We start from the raw sequence: 22,396 nt of genomic DNA on the forward strand, positions 1-22,396 counted from the left end.
CGTGCCCCGGCCTCGCCCACATACTTGTTTCAATACCGTTTTTCTCCACCCAACGAAGAGATGGCAGAACCCATGGACATCACCAACGACCCGGCCGCAACCCCGGCCCAGCGCATCGAGGCGCTGCGCGCCGGCGTGGCCGACGAGCACTTCCCCAGCTGGGTGCCCGAGTCGAACAACCACATCCACACGTGCTTCTCGTTCAGCCCCTACACGCCCACGCACGCCGCCCTGCTGGCGCGCCGCAACGGCCTGCGCGTCGTCGGCTCGGTCGACCACGACTCGATCGGCGCCGCCGCTGAGATGAGCGAGGCGACCCGCATCCTGGGCATGGGTTCCGTCACCGGCTTCGAGATCCGCGCCCGCTTCGGCGAAGGAACGCCGCTCGCGCAGCGCAAGCTCAACAACCCCGATTCCGAGGGCGTCGCCTACATGACGGTCCAGGGCGTGCCCGCTCCGGCCCGCGAAAAGGTCGCCGAGTGGCTCGCCCCCAAGCGCGCCGCCCGCCTCGAGCGCACCCTCGCCATGGCCGAGAGCGCCAACAAGATCCTCACCGACCTGGGCCTGGAACCCTTTGACCCGCAGGCCGACATGGTCGGCATCTCCCAGTACGCCAATGGGGGCGGGATCACCGAGCGTCACCTGCTGGCCGCCATGGCCTCGGCCCTCATCCGTGGTTTCGGCGGCGGTCCCGCCCTGGTCCAGGGTCTGGACTCGATGGGCGTTGAGATTCCCGAGTCCCTCGCGCGCGTCCTGTCCGACGCCGACAACCCGCACCTCATGTACGACCTGCTGGGCGTCCTGAAGGCCAACTACCTGGATCGCATCTACATCCAGCCCACCGACGAGCTGCCGAGCGCGGCCGAGGTCGTTGAGTTCGCCGACTCGGTCGGTGCGATCGCCACTTACGCCTACCTGGGCGACGTGTCAGCCTCGCCGACCGGCGACAAGAAGGCCGAGAAGTTCGAGGACGACTTCCTCGATGAGCTCTTCGAGCACATGGAGTCGATCGGCCTGCGCGCCGTCACCTACATGCCCCCGCGTAACACCCCCGAGCAGCTCGAGCGCATCCACGCGCTCGCGGCCGCCCACGGCATGCTCGAAATCTCGGGCGTGGACATCAACCAGCCCCGCCAGCGCTTCACCTGCGAGGAACTGCGCCGCCCCGAGTTCGCGGACCTCAACGAGGCCACGTGGGCCCTCGTTGCGCACGAGGCCCTGTCCTCCGTGGACCCCTCGCTGCACCTGCTGGGCCGCACGGGTCGCCTGACCCCCGAGGCCCTCGCCGAGCGCATCAGCCAGTACGCACCCCTGGGGCGCGCGATTGCCGACGGCGAGGACGCCGCCGCTGTTGCCGCCCGAGCCACATCGATTAACTGACGAGTATCGTCAAGAAAGAGAGACATCATGAGTAACGCTCCCGAGGTACGCGGGCTCTTCCTCAAGGCCCTCGGCCGCCCGGTTATCGTGGCCCCCAGCTCGGCGGAGCCGACCGTCACCTTCGACGGCCCGCTCACCGAGGTGTGCCCCTGCTCCCTGAAGGAGACGGAGCTTCCCGTCGTCGTGCGCGCCGGCGAGGAGACCTTCGAGGTCCGCGCCACCGCCACGGGTGAGCGCGCCATCAACGGCCGCGTCGCCCTCGTCACGGGTGGTGCCCAGGGCTTCGGTGCGGAGATCGCGCGCGGTCTGGTGGACGCCGGCTGCTTCGTGTACGTCGCCGACCTGAACGGCGAGGGTGCGGCAGCCAAGGCGGCCGAACTCGGCGGTGAAGGCGTTGCCCACCCGATCACGGTCAACGTCGCCGACGAGGAATCCGTCGCCGCGATGGCCTCCGAGATTGAGCGCGTCACCGGCGGCCTTGACCTGGTCGTCTCCAACGCGGGCATCGTGCGCGCGGGCTCGGTCCTCGAGCAGGACGCCTCGGCGTTCCGCCTGTCCACCGACATCAACTACGTGGCCTTCTTCCTGGTCACCAAGCACCTGGGCCAGCTCCTGGCTCGCCAGCACTCGACCGCCCCCGAGTGGCTGACCGACATCATCCAGATCAACTCCAAGTCCGGCCTCGTCGGCTCGAACAAGAACGCCGCCTACGCGGGCTCGAAGTTCGGCGGTATCGGCCTGGTCCAGTCCTTCGCCCTCGAGATGGTTGCTCACGGCGTGAAGGTCAACGCGATCTGCCCCGGCAACTTCTACGACGGCCCGCTCTGGTCCGACCCGGACCGCGGCCTCTTCGTCCAGTACCTGAACTCCGGCAAGGTGCCCGGCGCCAAGACGGTTGCCGACGTCAAGGAGTTCTACGAGGCGAAGGTCCCCATGCGCCGTGGCGCCCAGGGCATCGACGTTCTGCGTGCGATCTTCTACATCGTCGAGCAGGAATACGAGACCGGCCAGGCCGTGCCCGTCACGGGCGGCCAGGTGATGCTCTCCTGACAGTGTCACGAGGCCGGGGACACATGCGGGTTTCTCCGGAGCTCCCCGGCCTCGTCCTTTCTTCCCACGTCCAGTAGTTTTTCCAGTGAAAGAGTCAGTCATGACCCAGATTCCCGCCACTCAGTACGCGATTCAGATCGTCGGCAAGGAAGAGTTCGTCGTTAACCCGGCGAAGCCCGTTGACCCCGTTGGCCCGACGCAGATCATGCTCGAGGTCGAAGCCTGCGGCATTTGCTTCTCTGATACGAAGCTGCTCCACCAGTTTGATGGCCACCCGCGCAAGTCGGACGTGGTGGCGGGTATCGACCTGGATGCTCTCAAGGACATTCCGTCCTACCACCCGAACCAGGAGGCCGTGACGCCCGGCCACGAGCCCGTCGTCCGCGTCGTGCAGGTCGGCGAGAAGGTCACGCACTTCAAGGTCGGCGACCGCCTGCTGGTCCAGGCTGACTGGAAGCACCTGCGTACCGCAAAGTCGAACGGTGCCTTCGGCTACAACTTCGACGGCGCCCTCGAGGAGTTCGTTGTCGTCGACGAGCGCTGCGTCGTGTCCCCGGAGGGCGAAGAGTTCCTCATCCACGTGTCGGAGGGCCCGTCGGCCGCGGCAGTCGGCCTCATCGAGCCCTGGGCGACCGTTGAGGGCTCCTACGCGTGGGCCGAGCGCAACCACGTCGCCGACGGTGGCCGCCTGCTGGTCGTTGGCGAGGGCGATATCGACGCCCTGACCGCCGAGCACAAGCCCGCCGAGGTCGTGCGCGTTGCCGCTGACGCCATCGAGGGCGTCGAGGGAGAGTTTGACGACATCGTGTTCTTCGGCGCGGACGCCGACGCGATCGAGAAGGCTGCGCTCCTGATCGGTACCCGCGGCACCATGTGTGTCGTCCTGGGCGGCGAGAAGATCTCGCGCAAGGTGTCCCTGGACATCGGCCGCGTCCACTACGACTTCACCCGCTTCTGCGGCACGACCGGCTCGGATCCGCGCGAGGGCTACGCCTGGATCCCCGCCAACGGCGACCTGCGCGAGAACGACAAGTGTGTCTTCGTCGGCGCCGCTGGCCCGATGGGTGTCATGCACACGATGCGCGCCGTTACCTCGGGTGTTCCCGGCCTCAGCGTCGTTGGCACGGACCTGTCGGACGAGCGCCTGGCCAACCTGACGAAGGTTGTCGGCCCGACCGCCGAGAAGAACGGCGTGCCGCTGGACATCGTCAACACCTCCTCGACGCCCCTGGAGTACGGCTACACCTACGCGACGTGCCTCGTGCCCGTCCCGGCGCTGGTCTCCCAGGCTGTCGACCTGCTGGCCGAGGGCGGCATCCTGAACGCGTTCGCCGGTATCCCGGCCGGCACCTTCGGCGACTTCGACCTGCAGGGCATCATCGAACGCCGGATCTTCATGCTGGGCACCTCCGGCTCGGACGTCTCCGACATGCGCACGGTCCTGCGCAAGATCGAAGCCGGCATTATCGACACCACGATCTCCCTGTGGGCGATCACCGGCATGGCGGGCTTTGGCGACGCCATCAACGCGGTGATGGACCGTACCTCGGGCGGCAAGATCATGGTCTTCCCGATGATGCACGACCTGGGCCTGACCCCCGTGTCCGAGCTCGCCGAGAAGCTGCCGACGGTCGCCGCGAAGCTTGACGCCGCCGGCCTGTGGACCAAGGAGGCCGAGGAGGCGCTGCTCGCCACCCGCTGAGCGCTCCGCCTAGACCTTCGCCCCGGCCTCGTCTGTCACTCGGACGAGGCCGGGGCCTTCTTTCTCTGCGATAATGAGGGGGCAAGCGTTGCGGGATGGAACGAGGAGGTTCCCATGACGGTCAACGATCACGCCTCGCAGGAGCGTTACGTGGCGTTGCAGGCATGGCTGTGCGGGCAGATGTCCCCGCGTGCGCCTCACGCGGCGGACCTCTTTGCGCAGGACAGGGAGTGCCTCTACGATGCCTTCCTGTCCGTGCTCATTGGCACGGGGCTGGGATTCATCGCCTACGACGACATCCGCTTCCACCACGGCCTCTACGCCTTCGACTTTTTCGTGGGCGACGTCCACGCGCCACCCCGGCGTGGGGGAGCGGACGGGCCGGGGGAGTCCCGCGCGGCAGGGCAGCTCTCCCCGGCGGTCGCCACCCCGGCGATGTGCCACGCGATTGTCGACACGTGGCTCGGTGACGTGGGCAGGCACATCCACTTCGTGGCATCTGTGATTGCCTCCGTGGCCACCCTCGAGCTCGTCGCCGACGTGAGCGTCGACGAGTGTGTCTTTGAGTGTGACCTGCCGCCGGGCTACGCCTGCTCCACCGCAAACAAACCGTGGGAAGACGGCAGCCTGCCAATTGGCGCGCTCGATTCATCTCTGGTGGTCCCCGGTCCTCTCATTCACCTCGAGGCGCGCCCGCGCTACAAGGGACAGGCCCTGTCCCCCTTGGGCTTTACCGAGGCCTTGGCATCGGCCGTGCAGATGGGGCTCTCCGTGGAGTCGTCCTCTGCGTTCGCCTTCGGGGCCGCCGCCACTCTGCGCGCCCCGCACGGGGGCCCTGAGATGCTCGGGTGGGCTGCCGACGCAGTGGCTCGCGCCCTGTCCGCGTGCGGGTACACCGGGGTAGTGCAGATCCGAGCGCGCTTCGCTCACGCGCCGGCGTAGTATCTGACCGCCGCGCCGTCGCGCATAACGAAGCCCCGGCCTCGTCCGTTGAGACGAGGCCGGGGCAAGTTGCTAGAGGAGCGGACCCTTAAGCGTTGGTCTTCTCTGCGGCGACGGGAGCGTCGTCCTTCCAGAAGTCCAGCTCGTCGGGGTTCAGCCCGATCGAGGAGGCCTTGAAGTGCGGCTCGAGGCCGGCCTTGCGCTGGGCGACGTAGTCGTTCGCGCAGCGGATGGCCTGGTTGCCGAGGATGACGATGACGGGCAGGTTGATGAGCGCCATGAGGCCCATCAGGATGTCGCCCAGGTTCCATGCGACCTCGAACTTGAGGAGCGCGCCCGCGAAGACGAGCAGCGCGGCGACGGCGCGGAAGATCGAGAGCATCCAGTGCTTCATGTTCTTGTTGCGCAGCAGGAAGCGGAAGTTCACCTCGGCGTAGTAGAAGTTGCCCACCAGCGTCGTGAACGCGAAGAGGAACAGCGCGACCGAGATGAAGACCTGCGCGACCGGCTGGCCGAGGACCGTGGCCATCGCGTCCTTCACGAGGGGAGCGCCCGTCACGCCGTTGTCATTGCCAACGCCCGAGGAGAGAACCACGAATGCGGTGAGCGTGCAGATCACCATGGTGTCGATGAAGACGGAGAGCATCTGGACGAGGCCCTGCTTCGCCGGGTGCGACACGGAGGCGGAGGCGGCGGCGTTCGGCGCGGAACCGACGCCGGCCTCGTTCGAGTAGAGGCCGCGCTTGATGCCGTACATCATTGCGGAGCCCGCGAAGCCACCGAAGATGGCCGGGAAGTCGAAAGCGCCGCTGAAGATCGCCGAGAACATCGCGGGAATGTTCTGGTAGTTGAGCGCGACGACAACCAGGCCGACGCCCAGATAGATGATGGCCATGACCGGCACAAGCAGGGCGGTGACGTCGGTGAGACGACGCGTGCCGCCGAAGATCGAGCCGGCCATGAGGACCGCGAGGACGGCACCGACGATCCACGGGGTCCATTCGTTCGCCCAGCTGTACTCGGTGAACGCGTCGGCAACGTTAAAGGAGGCGAGCAGATTGAAGCCACCCATGTAGGTCAGAATGAGCACCGACGCGAAGAGCGTGGCCAGCCAGTTCTGCTTGAGGGCCATCTGAATGTAGTAGGCGGGACCACCGTAGGAGTGGTGGGGACCCTGCTTCTTGTAGATCTGCGCGAGCGTCGACTCGATGAACGCGGATGCGCCACCGAGGGTCGCGATGACCCACATCCAGAACACGGAGCCGGCGCCGCCGAGCGTCACCGCTGTCGCCACACCGGCAATGTTGCCGACGCCCACGCGCGAGGCCGTGGAGACCATCAGAGCGCGGAACGAAGAAACCTCGCCTTCCTCGTGGGGAGGCTCGGTCACGACGCGGATCGCTTCCTTAAACAGGCGCAGCGGAAGAGCGCGCGTGCGGATGAAGAAGTACAGGCCAACGCCAATCAGAAGGGCGACAAGCAAGTACGTATACATAAAGCCCGAGATAGCATCCAGGGTGCCGGCAAGATCAAAAGCCGGACGCAGAGTTCCATTCATCGTTGTTCCTAGCGTTGATGGATGTTCGTGGACACGGCAAGGCCGCGCTGATGGTCCCGAGTATAGCCCGTCGGTCAACGAAAGGTAAAGAGTTTACTAAAAAACGTGATGGCGTAGGCCGTGTGGGCAGTTCAGACGCTGATGATCGGTGACCCTGCGTTGAGTTACTCGTGAATCTTGCGAGTGCTGGCGCACATTTCGCCCAAATCCTTGTGGTCTGGAGCATTAAAATCGCCGATTTTGGAGCAATTTGGCCGTGTATAGCACAAGAAATCGTTGATATTCTGCGAAAGTTGAGGTGTAGCTGGATAGATTGCGCTTGATTTGACGATGCTCGGACAAGTGCGTATTGTTTTCCTTGTTGCGCCGAACGGCAGCGAACGAAGCGAAAAGCTCGAGTCGCGGAAACATGGCGCGGAACACCTTTCGAAAACATGCGAGATATTCGTGTGCGCTTGATCGTGTGGGTGTTGTTTGTGAACTCGATAGTGTGTTTGTTTGTTTTTTATGCCTGTTTTTTGTTTTTGAGTGTTTTTGGTTGGGATTGCTGGCTGGCCTTTTTTGGTTGGTTGGTTTTTCTGGGCTTTAACGTTTTTGTTTTTGTTCGGAGAGTTTGATCCTGGCTCAGGACGAACGCTGGCGGCGTGCTTAACACATGCAAGTCGAACGCTGAAGCCCAGCTTGCTGGGTGGATGAGTGGCGAACGGGTGAGTAACACGTGAGTAACCTGCCCCCTTCTTTGGGATAACGCCCGGAAACGGGTGCTAATACTGGATATTCACTGGCCTTCGCATGGGGGTTGGTGGAAAGGTTTTTTCTGGTGGGGGATGGGCTCGCGGCCTATCAGCTTGTTGGTGGGGTGATGGCCTACCAAGGCTTTGACGGGTAGCCGGCCTGAGAGGGTGACCGGTCACATTGGGACTGAGATACGGCCCAGACTCCTACGGGAGGCAGCAGTGGGGAATATTGCACAATGGGCGAAAGCCTGATGCAGCGACGCCGCGTGAGGGATGACGGCCTTCGGGTTGTAAACCTCTTTCGCTCATGGTCAAGCCGCAACAATGGTTGTGGTGAGGGTAGTGGGTAAAGAAGCGCCGGCTAACTACGTGCCAGCAGCCGCGGTAATACGTAGGGCGCGAGCGTTGTCCGGAATTATTGGGCGTAAAGGGCTTGTAGGCGGTTGGTCGCGTCTGCCGTGAAATCCTCTGGCTTAACTGGGGGCGTGCGGTGGGTACGGGCTGACTTGAGTGCGGTAGGGGAGACTGGAACTCCTGGTGTAGCGGTGGAATGCGCAGATATCAGGAAGAACACCGGTGGCGAAGGCGGGTCTCTGGGCCGTTACTGACGCTGAGGAGCGAAAGCGTGGGGAGCGAACAGGATTAGATACCCTGGTAGTCCACGCTGTAAACGTTGGGCACTAGGTGTGGGGGCCACCCGTGGTTTCTGCGCCGTAGCTAACGCTTTAAGTGCCCCGCCTGGGGAGTACGGCCGCAAGGCTAAAACTCAAAGGAATTGACGGGGGCCCGCACAAGCGGCGGAGCATGCGGATTAATTCGATGCAACGCGAAGAACCTTACCAAGGCTTGACATGCACGGCGACACTGCAGAGATGTGGTGGCATTTAGTTGGTCGTGTGCAGGTGGTGCATGGTTGTCGTCAGCTCGTGTCGTGAGATGTTGGGTTAAGTCCCGCAACGAGCGCAACCCTTGCCCTATGTTGCCAGCACGTTATGGTGGGGACTCGTGGGGGACTGCCGGGGTTAACTCGGAGGAAGGTGGGGATGACGTCAAATCATCATGCCCCTTATGTCTTGGGCTTCACGCATGCTACAATGGTTGGTACAGAGGGTTGCGAAATCGTGAGGTGGAGCGAATCCCTTAAAGCCAGTCTCAGTTCGGATTGGGGTCTGCAACTCGACCCCATGAAGGTGGAGTCGCTAGTAATCGCAGATCAGCAACGCTGCGGTGAATACGTTCTCGGGCCTTGTACACACCGCCCGTCACGTCACGAAAGTTGGTAACACCCGAAGCCCATGGCCTAACCGTTTATCGGGGGGAGTGGTCGAAGGTGGGATTGGCGATTGGGACGAAGTCGTAACAAGGTAGCCGTACCGGAAGGTGCGGCTGGATCACCTCCTTTCTAGGGAGCCCATTTTTGGGGAACAGTTCGGCATGGCTTGTCGTGGTTGTGCCTGGTTGTTTTCTTGTGCCTGCATGTGTTCGCCACTCATGGTGGGTGGTGGGTGTGGGTGCGTGTTTTTGGGTTGGGCATAAAAAGTTCTAGCAGATGAACACACTGTCGGGTTCACGTTCAACACCGTGTGAGCGTCCGCCATCCGTTGTGGTGGTGGTTGCCTGCGCAGCCAGCCAGCAGTTGTTGGTGTGGGTTGTGTGTGGTGGGTTGTTTGTGATTTGTATAGTGGTTGCGAGCATATTTGTTCTGTACTGTTTTTTGTGTTTTGTTTAGTTTTATTGGGCATTCGGTGGATGCCTTGGCATCAAGAGCTGATGAAGGACGTTGCGGCCTGCGATATGCCTCGGGGAGCTGGCGAGCGAGCGTTATTATCCGAGGGTGTCCGAATGGGGGAACCTAACCTGGGTTGTGCTGGGTTACCATCATCTGAACGTGTATAGGGTGATGGGGGGAACGCGGGGAAGTGAAACATCTCAGTACCCGCAGGAAAAGATATTCCGTGAGTAGTGGCGAGCGAAAGCGGAGGAGGCTAAACCAGATGCGTGTGAGAGGCGGCGGCCGTTGCGTGTTTGGTGTTGTGGGGCCACATCTGATCCTTCTGCCGGGGGATCGCACCACTTGTTGTTGGGAGTTGAACAGTCTGGGAAGTCTGACCGTAGAGCGTGATAGTCGTGTAAACGGACCGGTGGCGTGTGGTGTGGGTGTGGTACCCGAGTAGCGCGGGACTCGTGAAATCTCGTGTGAATCTGCCAAGACCACTTGGTAAGCCTAAATACTACTTGATGACCGATAGTGCATAGTACCGTGAGGGAATGGTGAAAAGTACCCCGGGAGGGGAGTGAAATAGTACCTGAAACCGTGTGCCTGTAAGCCGTCAGAGCCTTGAGGGGTGATGGCGTGCCTTTTGAAGAATGAGCCTGCGAGTTAGTGATACGTGGCGTGCTTAACCCGTGTGGGGTATGCGTAGCGAAAGCGAGTCTGAAATATGGCGTTTGTCGCGTGTTCTAGACCCGAAGCGGGGTGATCTACCCATGGTCAGGTTGAAGCAGAGGTAAGACTGTGTGGAGGACCGAACCCACCAGGGTTGAAAACCTGGGGGATGAACTGTGGGTAGGGGTGAAAGGCCAATCAAACTCCGTGATAGCTGGTTCTCCCCGAAATGCATTTAGGTGCAGCGTCGCGTGGTCCCTGGTGGAGGTAGAGCTACTGGATGGCCGATGGGCCCTATGGGTTACTGACGTCAGCCAAACTCCGAATGCCATTAGGTGTAGCGCGGCAGTGAGACTGCGGGGGATAAGCTTCGTAGTCGAGAGGGAAACAGCCCAGATCATCAGCTAAGGCCCCTAAGCGTACGCTAAGTGGGAAAGGATGTGGAGTCGCGGTGACAACCAGGAGGTTGGCTTAGAAGCAGCCATCCTTGAAAGAGTGCGTAATAGCTCACTGGTCAAGTGGTTCTGCGCCGACAATGTAGCGGGGCTCAAGCGTACCGCCGAAGCTGTGGCAACAACACAGGATGCTGGCGCCAGGAACTGGATGTCGGTGTGTTGTTGGGTAGGGGAGCGTCCTGCACGAGGTGAAGCCTGGAGGGAACTTCTGGTGGATTGTGTGGGAGTGAGAATGCAGGCATGAGTAACGAATCTGCGGTGAGAATCCGCAGCGCCGATTGACTAAGGGTTCCAGGGCTAGGTTTATCCGCCCTGGGTTAGTCGGGTCCTAAGGCGAGGCCGACAGGCGTAGTCGATGGACAACCAGTTGATATTCTGGTACCGCGTTATGACCGCCCATGCTGAAGTCATTGTGCTAACCAATTTGCTCACGCCCCCACATGACCTTCGGGTCGCGTGGTGTGTGTGGGTCTTGGGGCCCCGGTGATTGTAGGCAAGCGTGTTAACAGGGGTGACGCAGACAGGTAGCTGCAGTGCGCCGATGGTTGTGCGTATTTAAGGTTGTGGCCCGCCTCCCAGGCAAATCCGGGAGGCACTAAGGGTGAGAACTGATGAGGGACACACGCGTGTGTGGACTTGTGGTGATCCTAAGCTGCCGAGAAAAGCCTCGACGTGAGGGCATAACGCGCCCGTACCCTAAACCGACTCAGGTGGTCAGGTAGAGTATACCGAGGCGTTCGAGTGAATCGTGGTTAAGGAACTCGGCAAAATTCCTCCGTAACTTCGGGATAAGGAGGACCCCGTGACTTCCCCGCACCTTGCGTGAGGGTGGGGTTGTGGGGTCGCAGAGAATAGGGAGAAGCGACTGTTTATCAAAAACACAGGTGCGTGCGAAGCCGTAAGGCGATGTATACGCACTGACGCCTGCCCGGTGCTGGAAGGTTAAGAGGAACCGTCAACACCCCTTGTGGGTGTGAAGCGGTGAATTTAAGCCCCAGTAAACGGCGGTGGTAACTATAACCATCCTAAGGTAGCGAAATTCCTTGTCGGGTAAGTTCCGACCTGCACGAATGGCGTAACGACTTCTCCGCTGTCTCAACCGCGAACTCGGTGAAATTGCAGTACGAGTAAAGATGCTCGTTTCGCGCAGAAGGACGGAAAGACCCCGGGACCTTTACTATAGCTTGGTATTGGTGTTCGCTTGGACTTGTGTAGGATAGGTGGGAGACTGTGAAGCTGCCGCGCCAGCGGTGGTGGAGTCGTCGTTGAAATACCATTCTGGTTCAAGCGGTCACCTCAACCTTGGCCCGTAATCCGGGTTGGGGACAGTGCCTGGTGGGTAGTTTAACTGGGGCGGTTGCCTCCTAAAATGTAACGGAGGCGCTCAAAGGTTCCCTCAGCCTGGTTGGTAATCAGGTGGCGAGTGCAAGTGTACAAGGGAGCTTGACTGTGAGACCGACGGGTCGAGCAGGTGCGAAAGCAGGAACTAGTGATCCGGCCATGGCACGTGGGTGCGTGGTCGCTCAACGGATAAAAGGTACCCCGGGGATAACAGGCTGATCTTGCCCAAGAGTCCATATCGACGGCATGGTTTGGCACCTCGATGTCGGCTCGTCGCATCCTGGGGCTGGAGTTGGTCCCAAGGGTTGGGCTGTTCGCCCATTAAAGCGGTACGCGAGCTGGGTTCAGAACGTCGTGAGACAGTTCGGTCCCTATCCTCTGTGCGCGCAGGAAATTTGAGAAGGGCCGTCCCTAGTACGAGAGGACCGGGATGGACGAACCTCTGGTGTGCCAGTTGTACCGCCAGGTGCATGGCTGGTTGGCTACGTTCGGAAGGGATAACCGCTGAAAGCATCTAAGCGGGAAGCCTGCTTCAAGATGAGATTTCCACGCCCCCCAGTGGGGTGAGAGGCCCCCGCCAGACTAGCGGGTTGATAGGCCAGAGGTGGAAGCACAGCAATGTGCTCGTGAGCCGACTGGTACTAATGGGCCAACACTAAACAACAACCCAACACAACGGGTAAGAGCAAAAAACACGAACAAACGTCGTGCCGCAACCACTATACAAACCACGATCAACCCACACCCCCACCAAACAAACGAGCGTGCGGGGAACAGTGTTGAACACCAATACTTGTGGTGGTCATAGCACCGGGGAAACGCCCAGCCTCCATTCCGAACCTGGAAGCTAAGCCCGGCAGCGCCAATGGTACTGCAACCGCCAGGTTGTGGGAGAGTAGGACACCGCCACAACACACCTCAAGTCGAAGGGCCTCATCCAAACGGATGAGGCCCTTCGCGTATCTTCCGCAGTGTTTATTGCTTGAGGCTTGCGCGCCCTCATCTGCGGAATCGCAGCGCTACTGCACTATGGGACTTGTGTCCTAAACGATAGTGATCGTCCTTGTGTCAGGCTTCGTGGCGAACTATAGTAGTTGACGTTTCAATAAGACTTCGAAAGGAAACGTCATGGCTTCCGTTGCAATCGTCCTTGGTTCCGTTCGTCCCGGCCGCGCCGGCGAGCAGGTCGTTCGCTGGATCGAGGACCAGGCTCGTCAGGTTGAGGGCGTGCAGACCGTGTTCTTCGATCTGCGCGACTATAACCTCCCTCTCTTCGCGGAGGAGATGCCCCCGTCGATGAAGGCTCCCGAGCTGGCCGAGGCTGTTCGCCTTCGCGCTAATCTCGAGGCAAACGATGCTGTCCTGTTCGTGACGCCTGAGTACAACCACTCCGTGTCCGCAGCCCTGAAGAACGCGATCGACTACCTGCCTCCGGCTACGCTCAAGGACAAGGCCGTTGGTCTGGTGGGCTACTCCTGGTACGGCGCGGTCAAGCCGCTCGAGCATCTGCGCGAGATCGTCTCGACCTTCGGTTCTGACGTGCGTGATCAGCAGGTTGGCATCAACCTGGGTTCTGACTTCCAGGATGGCGTTTTCACGCCCTCCGAGGAGCTCGGTGCGCAGATCCGTGAGCTGCTCGCGTCGCTGGCGTGAGAAAGGCTTCTGAGTGGTTTTCGAGTGATTGTGGCGCCGGCGCGCGAGTGTGTGTGGCGTGAGTCTTCGTGCGACCGTGGTTGAACGCTTGGGGGCTCGTCGAAGCAGCCGTTCAGAGTAAGGGTGTGGCCCGGCATGAAACTGCCGGGCCACACCCTTACCTGTTGGGGTCTATGCGGATTGTCAGATCCAGCTTTGCAGCCACATGTGGGCACGCCAGAAGTCGTAGTCGATGACGTCCCCGCGCCACAGCGGCATGAAGTAGATGGCGCACCCGAGGATCGCAGCCGTCACGAGCGCGGCAAACGCCCACCCCGTGATCTGAGTCCGGCGACTGGCTGGCGCGGGTTCGGCCGATCCGTCCATCGTCGCCCACCCCGCGAGGAGCCCAATCATCCATGCGACTGCCAGGGCGACGAAAGGTGCAAACGCGACCGTATAGAAAATAAAGATCGTGCGATGCGCATAAGCGAGCCACGGAACGTACAGGGCGATGTAGCCGAGGGCAATGATGCCCACACGCCAATTGCGGTAGTAGAACGTGGCGACAAGAACGAGTAACAGTGCTCCGATGCCCACCCACCACAGGAGGGGATTGCCGAGGGCGACGACGTCACTCGCGCACTTGCCTGATCGACAGCCCATCACGGCCTCGCCGTTGTTCCAGTAAAAGGATGTCGCGCGCACCTGTGCGAGCCACGTGAACGGGCTGGACTGGTACTTGTGGGGCGTGTTCAGTCCGTTGTGGAACGCCCACATCTCCTTGTGGTAGAGCCATAGGTCGGCCAGCTGTCCGGCGAATCCTGTAATGCCGGAACGGCCGTGTCCGTGTGCGGCGGAGTGTGTGAACCAGCCGAACCAGGAGGCCACGTACGTCAGAATCGCGGTCGGAACCATGAGGACGAACGCCCACCACACGTCTGCGAGGAGTGCTCCGCGGATCGGCGTAGGATGTCCCGCGCGCCAGCGGCACGTCACCTCGCGCAGTGCGACGAACAGCCCGAGGAAGGCAAGCACGTAAATACCGGACCACTTGACGGAGCAGGCGAGACCCGCGCAGATGCCAGCCGCGAAAAGCCACGGGCGGTTTCCTGCATTGGGGCCGATCGCAAAGGGGCGGCGATCGCGCAGTGTCAGGTGCGCCCAAGCGGAGCGCCACCCCTGCCTCGGCTCGCCCAGTCCATCCCAAGTCGCCAGCTTGGCGATGAGTGCGGGCTGTGCCATGTGCTGATCCTTCACGACGCACAGGAATGCGGCCAGCGCAAACATCGCGAGGAATCCGTCGAGGATGGATGTGCGGCTCATGACAATCGCCATGCCGTCCGTCGCGAGGAACAGGCCTGCGAGGAGGGTGATGGCGGGGGAGCGGAACAGGTTCTGCGCGAGGCGGCACAGCAGGAATACGGTGATGACGCCGCAGATTGCCGCCGCGATGCGCCACCCCACCGGATCTGCCTGGCCGAAGAACTTCATGCCCATCGCGATCAGCCACTTGCCCGTCGGCGGGTGAACGGGATAGCCGCCCACCGCGGACAAGCCGGAGGTGTCGCCGTTCGCGAACGCGGTGTCGACGTCTTTGGCCCACGTTCCCTCGTATCCGAGGGCGAGGAGTGACCAGGCGTCCTTCACGTAGTAGGTCTCGTCGAAGATGAGCGTGCGGACGTTACCCAGTCCTGGCAGTCGGATGAGAGCGGCGACGAGCGTCGCAATCGCTGTCGCTACCCACCCCGCTGTGGGCGTCGACAGGCGCGGCGCCCATCCATCGGTCGGGGGAGTGGACGAGGCCTTGGCTGGCTGTGCGGGGACCTCGTCGTTGGTCGCCGGCTCGCGCTCGGGGAGGTCGCTGGCGATCTCGTCGCCTGCCGCCTCCTGCTCGAGGGGGTCCGCGGTCTCGTCGATCGTGTCGTTGTGTGCGTTCGCAGTATCCATCGCATCCGAGTCTAGCGGCCCTATCGCGCTGAAAGGAGTGCGGCGCACATTCGCTCTTGCACTTGGAGAGAATGTTCAGCTTGAGCCTCTTGAGAATTGTTCTCGCTTGTGGCTATAATTTCGTGTACCCGAAAATTGCACAGGAGCAATAATGTTTTCCTCGACGACGCGCGGCGTAGCAGCCGCCGCTGGGCTGGCCCTGGCAACCGCCTCGCTGGCCGCCTGCTCGCCCTCCTCCTCGGCCCACGGCCTCGCGGTCGTTGCCACGACCACGCAGATCTGCGACTACGTCACCCAGATCGCCGCGAAATCCGCCGACATTTCCCTCGACAAGACCGACGCCGCCGGAAAGAGCAGCCACGTCGGCGCGCAGAAAGATGGCGCCGCCCTCTCCATGAGCCTCACCTGCCTGCTCGCCCCCAACGCATCCGCGCACGAGCACGAGATGACCCCCGCGCAGACCTCGGCACTCGCACAAGCCGACGTCATGGCGGTCTCCGGCGTGGACCTCGAGCACTTCCTCGACGACGCTGTCGTCTCCTCCGGCTTCAAGGGACGCATGGTTGTCACCTCGGGCGTCCTGACAGCTGCCGACATCGACAACCCGGGTACCCCGGACCCCGAGGGCCCCTACACGATTGATCGCGGAAGTGAGCGCGTGGACGTCGCCCCGTGGCCGTTCCCTCCGGAGGAAGCGGGGGAGGAGCCCGAATTCCGCTTCGACCCGCACGTGTGGACCTCGCCGAAGGGCACCCGCGTCCAGGTCGCTAACCTCGGCGCGGGCCTCGCAGCCGCAGCGCCCGACGCTGCCTCGTCGATCAACGCGGCCACTGCCTCGTACCTGGAGGACATCGACGCCCTCGATCAGTGGACCGCCGAGGCCATCAAGACCGTGCCGGAAGGCCAGCGCGTGCTCTTTACCTCCCACGACGCCTTCGGCTACTTCTCGAGGGACTACGGCATCCGCTTCATCGGCGCCGCCCTGTCCGACTTCAACGAGCAGCAGGACGCCACCGCCGACCACATCGCCAAGGCCGTCGAGGCCGTCAAGGAATCCGGCGCGGTCGCGCTCTTCGCCGAAAACTCCAACAACTCCAAGTCCATCGAGGCGATTGCTCGCGCGGCCGGCGTGACCCCCATCGTGGGCGAGGACGCCATGTACGGCGACTCGTTGGGTCCCGATGGATCAGAAGGGGCCACCTACGTTGGCTCGATTATCCACAACGTGCGTGCCGTGACGCAGGCGTGGGGCGGCGCCGTCCCGCAACTGCCCGAGCGCCTGAAGGATCAGTGATGGGCAGACTCGTCTCCTTTCACGACGCGGCGCTGGGGTATGGGAATACCCCGGCGCTGACCGGCCTGACCCTCGACGTGTTCGGGGGCCAGGCCCTCGCCCTTGTCGGCCCCAACGGCGGCGGCAAGACGACTCTCATGCGAGGTATCGTTGGCGGCTGCTCAGTCCTGTCCGGGACCGTCGAGGTGGAGGCAACGCGCATCGGCCTCGTGCCCCAGAGCGCCGACCTGGACCTCACGTTCCCCGTGAGCGCTGCCGAGGTCGTCACCATGGGGCTCATCGCCGAGGCCGGCTGGGGCAGGCGCATCACCGCGGACATGCGCGCGCGCGTGAGTGCCGCCCTCGAGCGCGTGAACCTCTCCGACCGGGCCACCCACCGCTTCGGGACGCTCAGCGGCGGGCAGCGCCAGCGCGTCCTCGTCGCGCGTGCCCTGGTCGCGCGCCCCGAGCTGGTCATGATGGACGAACCCTTCAACGGCCTGGACGCTCCCAGCCGCGACATCATCACGGGCCTCATCGCCGACCTGACCGCTGACGGTGTCGGCGTCATCGTGTCCACGCACGACCTGTCGCTTGCGCGCGACGTGTGCTCCCAGGCGTGCGTGCTCGCCTCCCGCCTCGTCGCCCTGGGGCCCACCGACGAGGCCCTCGCGCCCGCGGTCTTGGCGCGCGCCTACGGATCGAGCGCCGACGAGGCGATTGCGGCCCTGTCATGATCGCCCCCTACCTGCTGCGCCCTCTCATCGTCCTCGGCCTGCTCGCGCTCGCGGTGGGACCAGCCTCGACGCTGGTCAACCTGCGCCGCGCCGAATTCAGCGCCGAAACGATGGTCCACGGCGTCTTTCCTGGCATCGTCGTTGGCATGGCGGTCGGCGGGCGCGACGCGATCATCCCGGGCGGCGCCGTGTGCGCCGCACTCATCGCGGCAGCACTGACGACGGCCTCTCGCAAACAGCGCCACTCCGAGGCGACGACCGCGGTCCTGCTCACCGCCTTCTTCTCCCTCGGCATCGTGATCTCCCTGCGCATCGGGGACATGTCAGGGCAGCTCGAATCCCTCATGTTCGGCCGCCTCCTGGATATCACGCCCTCTCGAATGTCGGTGAGTGCTCTGGTCCTCGTGGTTGCGGGCGCCCTGCTTGCCCTCACCTGGCGCGCGCAGGTCGCGGTGGCCTTCGACCGCGAGGCCGCGCACGTCAGCGGCATCCCGGTCACCTGGATTGACATCGCGTTCAACGCGGCGCTCGGAGCCATCGTGGTCGCGGCGTCGACGGCGGTCGGGGTCCTCCTCGTCGTCGGATATCTTGTGGTGCCCGGAGCCTTCGGTCGCCTCCTCGCGGCGGGACCACGCTCGATGATGTTCCTGGCCGGCGCCTGCGCGCTCATCGGGGGATGGGCCGGATTTGGCGTTTCCCTCCTGCGTGCGCCGCGCCCGCTCTCCCCGCAGGCGTGCGTCGCCATGGGGGTCCTCGTCTGCTTCGCTGCCGCGTGCGCCATCCGCGAGATCCGCGCCCGGCGCGCCCACGCGGTCGGAGCCGCGCGTGAAACGTCGCGTGAAACGACCGTGACCGCCGGGGGAGGGGAGGCCTCGTGATTGCCAGCCTCCTCCTGTACCCCGCGCTTCACGTGACGATCATCGGGGCCCTGGGCGGCCTCGTCGGTGCCTTCGCCTACCTGGACCGACGCATCTTCTTCGCCGAATCCGTCACGCACGGCACGTTCCCGGGCGCGGTTCTCGGCGTCGTCATTGCCGCCGCCCTTGGCTTTGGGCACTCCGGCATGTCGGCGGCGCTCTACGTTGGAGCGTTCCTGGGGACCATCCCGCTCGTCGCCCTCATGCGCAGGCTCGCCACGATCCCGGGTATCTCCAGCCAAGGCGCAGCCGGCATCGTGCTGACCGCCGGTTTTGCTTCCGGTTACTTCCTGGCGACCTGGTTCAAGCCCCTGCCCCTCGCGGTCAACTCCTTCCTGACAGGCTCCGTCATGACGGTCTCGCCCGCCGACGTCGCCTGGGCGGGTGGAGTGCTCGTGGTCGCTCTGCTTGTCGTGACGTTGGGTGGGCGCCACCTGATCGCCCACTGTTTCGATCCCGCCAACCCCGCCGCCGCCTCGCGCGCCGGGCGTCACGAGCTCGTCATCCTCGGCCTCATCCTCGCCTCAGTCACCGTGGCGATCCCCGCAGTCGGCACGATCCTGTCGATCGCGCTCATTGCCGCGCCGGCCGCGGCGCTCGCGCCTCTCGTGCGCAGCTCGCGCGCCTTCCTCGTCGGCTGCCCTCTGTTGGGGGCGCTCCTCGGAATCGTCGGTCTCGCGGTCGCCGTCCCCGCGCGCCTGAGCGCAGGCGGAACCATCGCGCTCCTGTGCGCCGCGTGCGTCCTCGCCTCGCGCGTCCCCCAATGGGTGGCGGGCGCGAGGCGGACGCGCCGTGCGCGCGCAGGAAACCAGTGAGACGATACGGGCATGGAAGCAGCGACCGACACGACCAACGCCCCCGAGGCTGCCTCGACGTCCAAGGACGCTCGCGCGCAGGAACCCTACCGCCAGGAGGCGGGGACCATCCTGCTGGCCGCCACCCCGATCGGGGACGTGCGTGACGCCTCGCCCCGCGTCGTCGCCGCGCTTCAAGGAGCGGACATTGTCGCCGCCGAGGACACGCGCCGCGCGCTCGCCCTGGCCTCGCGCCTAGGCATCAAGCTGGGTGGCCGCCTCGTCGCCCTGCACGACCACAACGAGGCCGAGAAGGCCGCGGGCATCGTCGAGGCCGCCAGGGGAGGGGCGCGCGTCGTCTTCGTGTCCGACGCGGGAATGCCCACGGTCTCTGACCCTGGCTTCCGGCTGGCTCGTGCCGCCATCGACGCGGGCGTTCCTCTGTCCGTTCTGCCCGGTCCCTCCGCGCCGCTCGTGGCCCTCGCCCTGTCCGGCCTGCCGTCGGACCGCTTCGCCTTCGAGGGATTCCTACCGCGCAAGGATGGGGATGCCACGCGCTACCTGCAGGACCTCGCGACCGACCCGCACACGCTCATCTTCTTCGAATCGCCCCGGCGCGCAGCCGCCACGCTGACACGCATGGCCGAGGTCTTTGGCGCCGACCGCTCCGCCGCGCTGTGCCGCGAGCTCACGAAGGACTACGAGGAGGTGCGCCGCGGTACGCTCGGGCAGCTCGCGGAAGGTGCCGACGACGTCCTCGGCGAGGTGACGATCGTTGTCGCCGGATACGCGCGAAGCGCACGCGCCGAAGACCACGTCGGTGCCGTCCTCGCGCTCGCGGCGGAAGGCATGCGCCTCAAAGACGCCGCAGCTGAGGTGGCTGCGGCGACGGGCGCGCGCAAGAACGACCTCTACAAGGCCGCTCTCGCCGCGCGATAAAAACGAGGTCGGGGATCCTCAGACGATCTCGACGTGCTCCGACGTCATCCACTGGCGGGCCGACGCGCCCAGCTCCTCGGTCACGGGCGCGGTCAGCTCACGCAGGACACGCGTCTTGAAGTCCGCGCGAGCGGCGTCGACCGCCGTGCATGCGACGCAGTGCGACTCGGCGAGGCCCACGACGTCCACGTCCGTGATGCCAGCGTTGCGCAGGACCTGCTCCAGCGTCTCGCCCTCCTCGGTCGTTCCCTCGAAGCCCGAGTAGGCGGCCTTGTACTGGCCTTTCTTAATCGTCACGTCCGCGTTCACGTGCGCGAGAGCAGGGTGCAGCTCGGCCTCGGCCGTGCCCGCGACGCCGTGCGGGGGCCAGGTGTCCACGAAATCCGGCGTCTCGGAGAAGTGAGCGCCCGGATCGATGTGCCAATCCTGCGTCGTGACGATCAGCTGGTACTCGTCGCGGTGCGCGTCCACGTAGGCGGCCACGGCCTCGGCGATGGCGTTACCGCCCGTCACGGGGAGAGCACCACCTTCGCAGAACGTGGGCTGAACGTCGACGATAATGAGTGCGCGGGCCATGAAACCTCCCTGATAAATCAGTAATTTCCCCAAGCGTATCACCCGGGTCACATTCGCCCAAGGGCTGTTTCAATTCCTCGATATGCGGCCGGTTGCCCGTTTATGACACCAACGCAGTATTGTTAGGGGCTATGAGTCGTATTCTGTCCGCCGTCGCATGGCCCTACGCCAACGGCCCCCGTCATATTGGCCACGTTGCGGGATTCGGTGTCCCCTCCGACGTTTTCTCCCGGTACATGCGAATGGCCGGCCACGACGTCCTCATGGTGTCCGGCACCGATGAACACGGCACCCCCATCCTGGTGGCCGCCGACGGCGCCGGCGTGAGCGCCCGCGAACTCGCAGACCAGAACAACCGCCTCATCGTCGAGGACCTCGTGGCCCTGGGCCTGTCCTACGACCTCTTCACTCGCACGACCGCCGGCAACCACTACCGTGTCGTCCAGGACATGTTCGCCACCGTGCGCGACAACGGCTACATGATCGAGCAGGTCACCCGCGCCGCGATCTCCCCGTCCACCGGCCGCACCCTGCCCGACCGCTACATCGAGGGCACCTGCCCGATCTGCGGCGCCGAAGGAGCGCGCGGCGACCAGTGCGATAACTGCGGTAACCAGATGGACCCGACCGAGCTCATCAACCCGCACTCGCGCATTAACGGCGAGACCCCCAACTTCGTGGAGTCCACCCACTACTTCCTCGACCTGCCCGCCCTGGCCGAGGCCCTGTCCGCCTGGCTCGACGAGCGCGAGAAGTCCGGCACCTGGCGTCCCAACGTCATCAAGTTCTCCCAGAACTTCCTCGAGGACATCCGCCCCCGCGCCATGACGCGCGACATCGACTGGGGTATCCCGGTCCCCGGCTGGGAAGACCAGCCCACCAAGCGCCTCTACGTGTGGTTCGACGCCGTCATCGGCTACCTGAGCGCCTCCATCGAGTGGGCGCGCCGCACCGGCGACCCCGAGGCCTGGCGCAAGTGGTGGAACGACCCCGAGGCCCTGTCCTACTACTTCATGGGCAAGGACAACATCGTCTTCCACTCCCAGATCTGGCCCGCCGAGCTGCTCGGCTACAACGGCCAGGGCGCGAAGGGTGGAGCTCCCGGCGACCTGGGCGTCCTCAACCTGCCCACCGAGGTCGTCTCCTCCGAGTTCCTCACCATGGAGGGCAAGAAGTTCTCCTCCTCGCACGGCATCGTCATCTACGTGCGCGATTTCCTCTCGCGTTACCAGGCCGACGCCCTGCGCTACTTCATCAGCGCCGCCGGCCCCGAGACCTCGGACTCCGACTTCACGTGGGCTGAGTTCGTGCGCCGCACCAACGGCGAGCTCGTCGCCGGTTGGGGCAACCTGGTCAACCGCACCGCCTCCATGATCGCCAAGAAGTTCGGTGAGATCCCCACCCCCGGTGAGCTCGAGGACATCGACCGCGCCCTCCTGGATGCCGTCGAGGCCGGTTTTGAGACCGTCGGCAACCTGATTCGCCACCACCGCCAGAAGGCGGCGCTGTCTGAGGCCATGCGCCTGGTCGGCGAGGCCAACAAGTACGTGACCGACACCGAGCCCTTCAAGCTGAAGGCCCCCGAGCAGCAGGAGCGCCTCGCGACGGTCCTGTGGACCCTGGCCCAGGCGGTCACGGACCTCAACCTCATGCTCTCCCCGTTCCTGCCCCACGCGGCCAACGACATCGACCGCGTCATGGGCGGCACAGGCGAGATCGCGCCGATGCCCTACATCGAGGAGGTCGCCGAGCTCGACCCGCAGGTCCTGCCCGCCAACTTCGAGGGCCGCGACGGCTACCCGATCATCACGGGCGACTACACGAACGTCCCGACCTGGGAGCGCCACCCGATCACGGTTGGTACCCCGATCGCCAAGCCTACGCCGGTGTTCGTGAAGCTGGATGAGTCCATTGTCGAGGAGGAGCTTGCCCGCTACGCGGACGCTCACCCCGACGATGTGACGGGTGCCTGATCTGGGGTTTTCCCTGGCATGACGCCACTTGCGATGAGTGTGGCGTACGTTTGA

At 63.9% G+C, this 22,396-nt stretch carries 14 protein-coding genes and 3 rRNA genes; 14 read left to right on the top strand and 3 right to left on the bottom strand.

Translation table 11 applies throughout. From position 1 onward, the window contains the following. Nucleotides 1–60 precede the first annotated feature (60 nt). The 4 genes from FBF35_RS02270 to FBF35_RS02285 all read left to right on the top strand — a co-directional run bounded on the left by FBF35_RS02270 (nucleotide 61) and on the right by FBF35_RS02285 (nucleotide 5,074). Nucleotides 61–1,380 (top strand): PHP domain-containing protein, encoded by a 1,320-nt coding sequence (locus FBF35_RS02270; RefSeq protein WP_060566388.1) that lies wholly within the window; start codon nucleotides 61–63, stop codon nucleotides 1,378–1,380. 27 nt (nucleotides 1,381–1,407) lie between these two features. Beyond that, nucleotides 1,408–2,430, top strand: coding sequence for an SDR family NAD(P)-dependent oxidoreductase (locus FBF35_RS02275; protein WP_003793873.1), 1,023 nt, complete (start codon nucleotides 1,408–1,410; stop codon nucleotides 2,428–2,430). Nucleotides 2,431–2,530: 100 nt separating this feature from the next. Then, nucleotides 2,531–4,132, top strand: a complete 1,602-nt coding sequence (locus tag FBF35_RS02280) for an alcohol dehydrogenase catalytic domain-containing protein (protein ID WP_060566389.1) — start codon at nucleotides 2,531–2,533, stop codon at nucleotides 4,130–4,132. 114 nt (nucleotides 4,133–4,246) lie between these two features. Continuing rightward, complete coding sequence (locus FBF35_RS02285) at nucleotides 4,247–5,074, top strand: hypothetical protein (RefSeq protein WP_060566390.1); 828 nt, start codon at nucleotides 4,247–4,249, stop codon at nucleotides 5,072–5,074. 88 nt (nucleotides 5,075–5,162) lie between these two features. Here FBF35_RS02285 and FBF35_RS02290 read toward each other — a convergent pair whose 3' ends face one another. Beyond that, complete coding sequence (locus FBF35_RS02290) at nucleotides 5,163–6,632, bottom strand: alanine/glycine:cation symporter family protein (protein ID WP_060566391.1); 1,470 nt, start codon at nucleotides 6,630–6,632, stop codon at nucleotides 5,163–5,165. A gap of 601 nt (nucleotides 6,633–7,233) precedes the next feature. On the opposite strand from FBF35_RS02290, the gene FBF35_RS02295 reads away from it, so the two are divergent. From FBF35_RS02295 to FBF35_RS02310, 4 genes are all read left to right on the top strand, one after another. Continuing rightward, nucleotides 7,234–8,771, top strand: a 16S ribosomal RNA gene (locus FBF35_RS02295). A gap of 320 nt (nucleotides 8,772–9,091) precedes the next feature. Then, a 23S ribosomal RNA gene (locus tag FBF35_RS02300) occupies nucleotides 9,092–12,215 on the top strand. 130 nt (nucleotides 12,216–12,345) lie between these two features. Continuing rightward, a 5S ribosomal RNA gene (rrf, locus tag FBF35_RS02305) occupies nucleotides 12,346–12,463 on the top strand. The 16S, 23S and 5S rRNA genes sit together here, the layout of an rRNA operon. A 216-nt stretch (nucleotides 12,464–12,679) precedes the next feature. Further along, entirely contained in the window at nucleotides 12,680–13,204 is a 525-nt protein-coding gene (locus tag FBF35_RS02310; RefSeq protein WP_060566441.1) for an NADPH-dependent FMN reductase, read from the top strand. A gap of 183 nt (nucleotides 13,205–13,387) precedes the next feature. Here the strand turns inward: FBF35_RS02310 and FBF35_RS02315 are convergent, their stop codons facing one another. After that, nucleotides 13,388–15,133: a dolichyl-phosphate-mannose--protein mannosyltransferase gene (locus FBF35_RS02315; protein WP_060566442.1), complete on the bottom strand. Its 1,746-nt coding sequence runs from the start codon at nucleotides 15,131–15,133 to the stop codon at nucleotides 13,388–13,390. Nucleotides 15,134–15,284: 151 nt separating this feature from the next. On the opposite strand from FBF35_RS02315, the gene FBF35_RS02320 reads away from it, so the two are divergent. Genes FBF35_RS02320 through rsmI form a run of 5 tightly spaced genes read left to right on the top strand, consistent with a single transcriptional unit; the run spans nucleotide 15,285 to nucleotide 19,793 of the window. Next, on the top strand, nucleotides 15,285–16,427 hold the full coding sequence (locus FBF35_RS02320; protein WP_060566443.1) for a metal ABC transporter substrate-binding protein: 1,143 nt from the start codon (nucleotides 15,285–15,287) through the stop codon (nucleotides 16,425–16,427). Beyond that, nucleotides 16,427–17,143, top strand: a complete 717-nt coding sequence (locus tag FBF35_RS02325; RefSeq protein ID WP_060566444.1) for a metal ABC transporter ATP-binding protein — start codon at nucleotides 16,427–16,429, stop codon at nucleotides 17,141–17,143. Before FBF35_RS02320 ends, FBF35_RS02325 begins: the two co-directional genes overlap by 1 nt. After that, the gene (locus FBF35_RS02330) at nucleotides 17,140–18,021 is read left to right on the top strand and encodes a metal ABC transporter permease (protein ID WP_060566445.1); all 882 of its coding nucleotides are present in this window, start codon (nucleotides 17,140–17,142) and stop codon (nucleotides 18,019–18,021) included. Before FBF35_RS02325 ends, FBF35_RS02330 begins: the two co-directional genes overlap by 4 nt. After that, nucleotides 18,018–18,875, top strand: coding sequence for a metal ABC transporter permease (locus FBF35_RS02335; protein WP_060566446.1), 858 nt, complete (start codon nucleotides 18,018–18,020; stop codon nucleotides 18,873–18,875). The genes FBF35_RS02330 and FBF35_RS02335 overlap by 4 nt, the downstream gene beginning before the upstream one ends. Nucleotides 18,876–18,887: 12 nt before the next feature. Continuing rightward, nucleotides 18,888–19,793 (top strand): 16S rRNA (cytidine(1402)-2'-O)-methyltransferase, encoded by a 906-nt coding sequence (gene rsmI / locus FBF35_RS02340; protein WP_060566447.1) that lies wholly within the window; start codon nucleotides 18,888–18,890, stop codon nucleotides 19,791–19,793. Between the two features lie 18 nt (nucleotides 19,794–19,811). Here rsmI and FBF35_RS02345 read toward each other — a convergent pair whose 3' ends face one another. Beyond that, a complete protein-coding gene (locus FBF35_RS02345; RefSeq protein ID WP_060566448.1) occupies nucleotides 19,812–20,369 on the bottom strand; it encodes an isochorismatase family protein in 558 nt (185 codons plus the stop codon). A gap of 131 nt (nucleotides 20,370–20,500) precedes the next feature. Here FBF35_RS02345 and metG point away from each other — a divergent pair, with 131 nt between their 5' ends. Next, nucleotides 20,501–22,342 carry a methionine--tRNA ligase gene (gene metG / locus FBF35_RS02350; protein WP_060566449.1) on the top strand — a complete coding sequence of 614 codons (1,842 nt, stop codon included), beginning with the start codon at nucleotides 20,501–20,503 and terminating at the stop codon, nucleotides 22,340–22,342. Nucleotides 22,343–22,396 lie beyond the last annotated feature (54 nt).

The organism is Schaalia odontolytica, from assembly GCF_005696695.1.
Classification (GTDB): domain Bacteria; phylum Actinomycetota; class Actinomycetes; order Actinomycetales; family Actinomycetaceae; genus Pauljensenia; species Pauljensenia odontolytica_C.

What these genes read in the sequence shown, in the direction of transcription:
- FBF35_RS02270 (WP_060566388.1), top strand. Translation starts at nt 61, where the DNA reads ATGGCAGAACCCATGGACATCACCAACGACCCGGCCGCAACCCCGGCC.
- FBF35_RS02275 (WP_003793873.1), top strand. Translation starts at nt 1,408, where the DNA reads ATGAGTAACGCTCCCGAGGTACGCGGGCTCTTCCTCAAGGCCCTCGGC.
- FBF35_RS02280 (WP_060566389.1), top strand. Translation starts at nt 2,531, where the DNA reads ATGACCCAGATTCCCGCCACTCAGTACGCGATTCAGATCGTCGGCAAG.
- FBF35_RS02285 (WP_060566390.1), top strand. Translation starts at nt 4,247, where the DNA reads ATGACGGTCAACGATCACGCCTCGCAGGAGCGTTACGTGGCGTTGCAG.
- FBF35_RS02290 (WP_060566391.1), bottom strand. Translation starts at nt 6,632, where the DNA reads ATGAATGGAACTCTGCGTCCGGCTTTTGATCTTGCCGGCACCCTGGAT.
- FBF35_RS02310 (WP_060566441.1), top strand. Translation starts at nt 12,680, where the DNA reads ATGGCTTCCGTTGCAATCGTCCTTGGTTCCGTTCGTCCCGGCCGCGCC.
- FBF35_RS02315 (WP_060566442.1), bottom strand. Translation starts at nt 15,133, where the DNA reads ATGGATACTGCGAACGCACACAACGACACGATCGACGAGACCGCGGAC.
- FBF35_RS02320 (WP_060566443.1), top strand. Translation starts at nt 15,285, where the DNA reads ATGTTTTCCTCGACGACGCGCGGCGTAGCAGCCGCCGCTGGGCTGGCC.
- FBF35_RS02325 (WP_060566444.1), top strand. Translation starts at nt 16,427, where the DNA reads ATGGGCAGACTCGTCTCCTTTCACGACGCGGCGCTGGGGTATGGGAAT.
- FBF35_RS02330 (WP_060566445.1), top strand. Translation starts at nt 17,140, where the DNA reads ATGATCGCCCCCTACCTGCTGCGCCCTCTCATCGTCCTCGGCCTGCTC.
- rsmI (WP_060566447.1), top strand. Translation starts at nt 18,888, where the DNA reads ATGGAAGCAGCGACCGACACGACCAACGCCCCCGAGGCTGCCTCGACG.
- FBF35_RS02345 (WP_060566448.1), bottom strand. Translation starts at nt 20,369, where the DNA reads ATGGCCCGCGCACTCATTATCGTCGACGTTCAGCCCACGTTCTGCGAA.
- metG (WP_060566449.1), top strand. Translation starts at nt 20,501, where the DNA reads ATGAGTCGTATTCTGTCCGCCGTCGCATGGCCCTACGCCAACGGCCCC.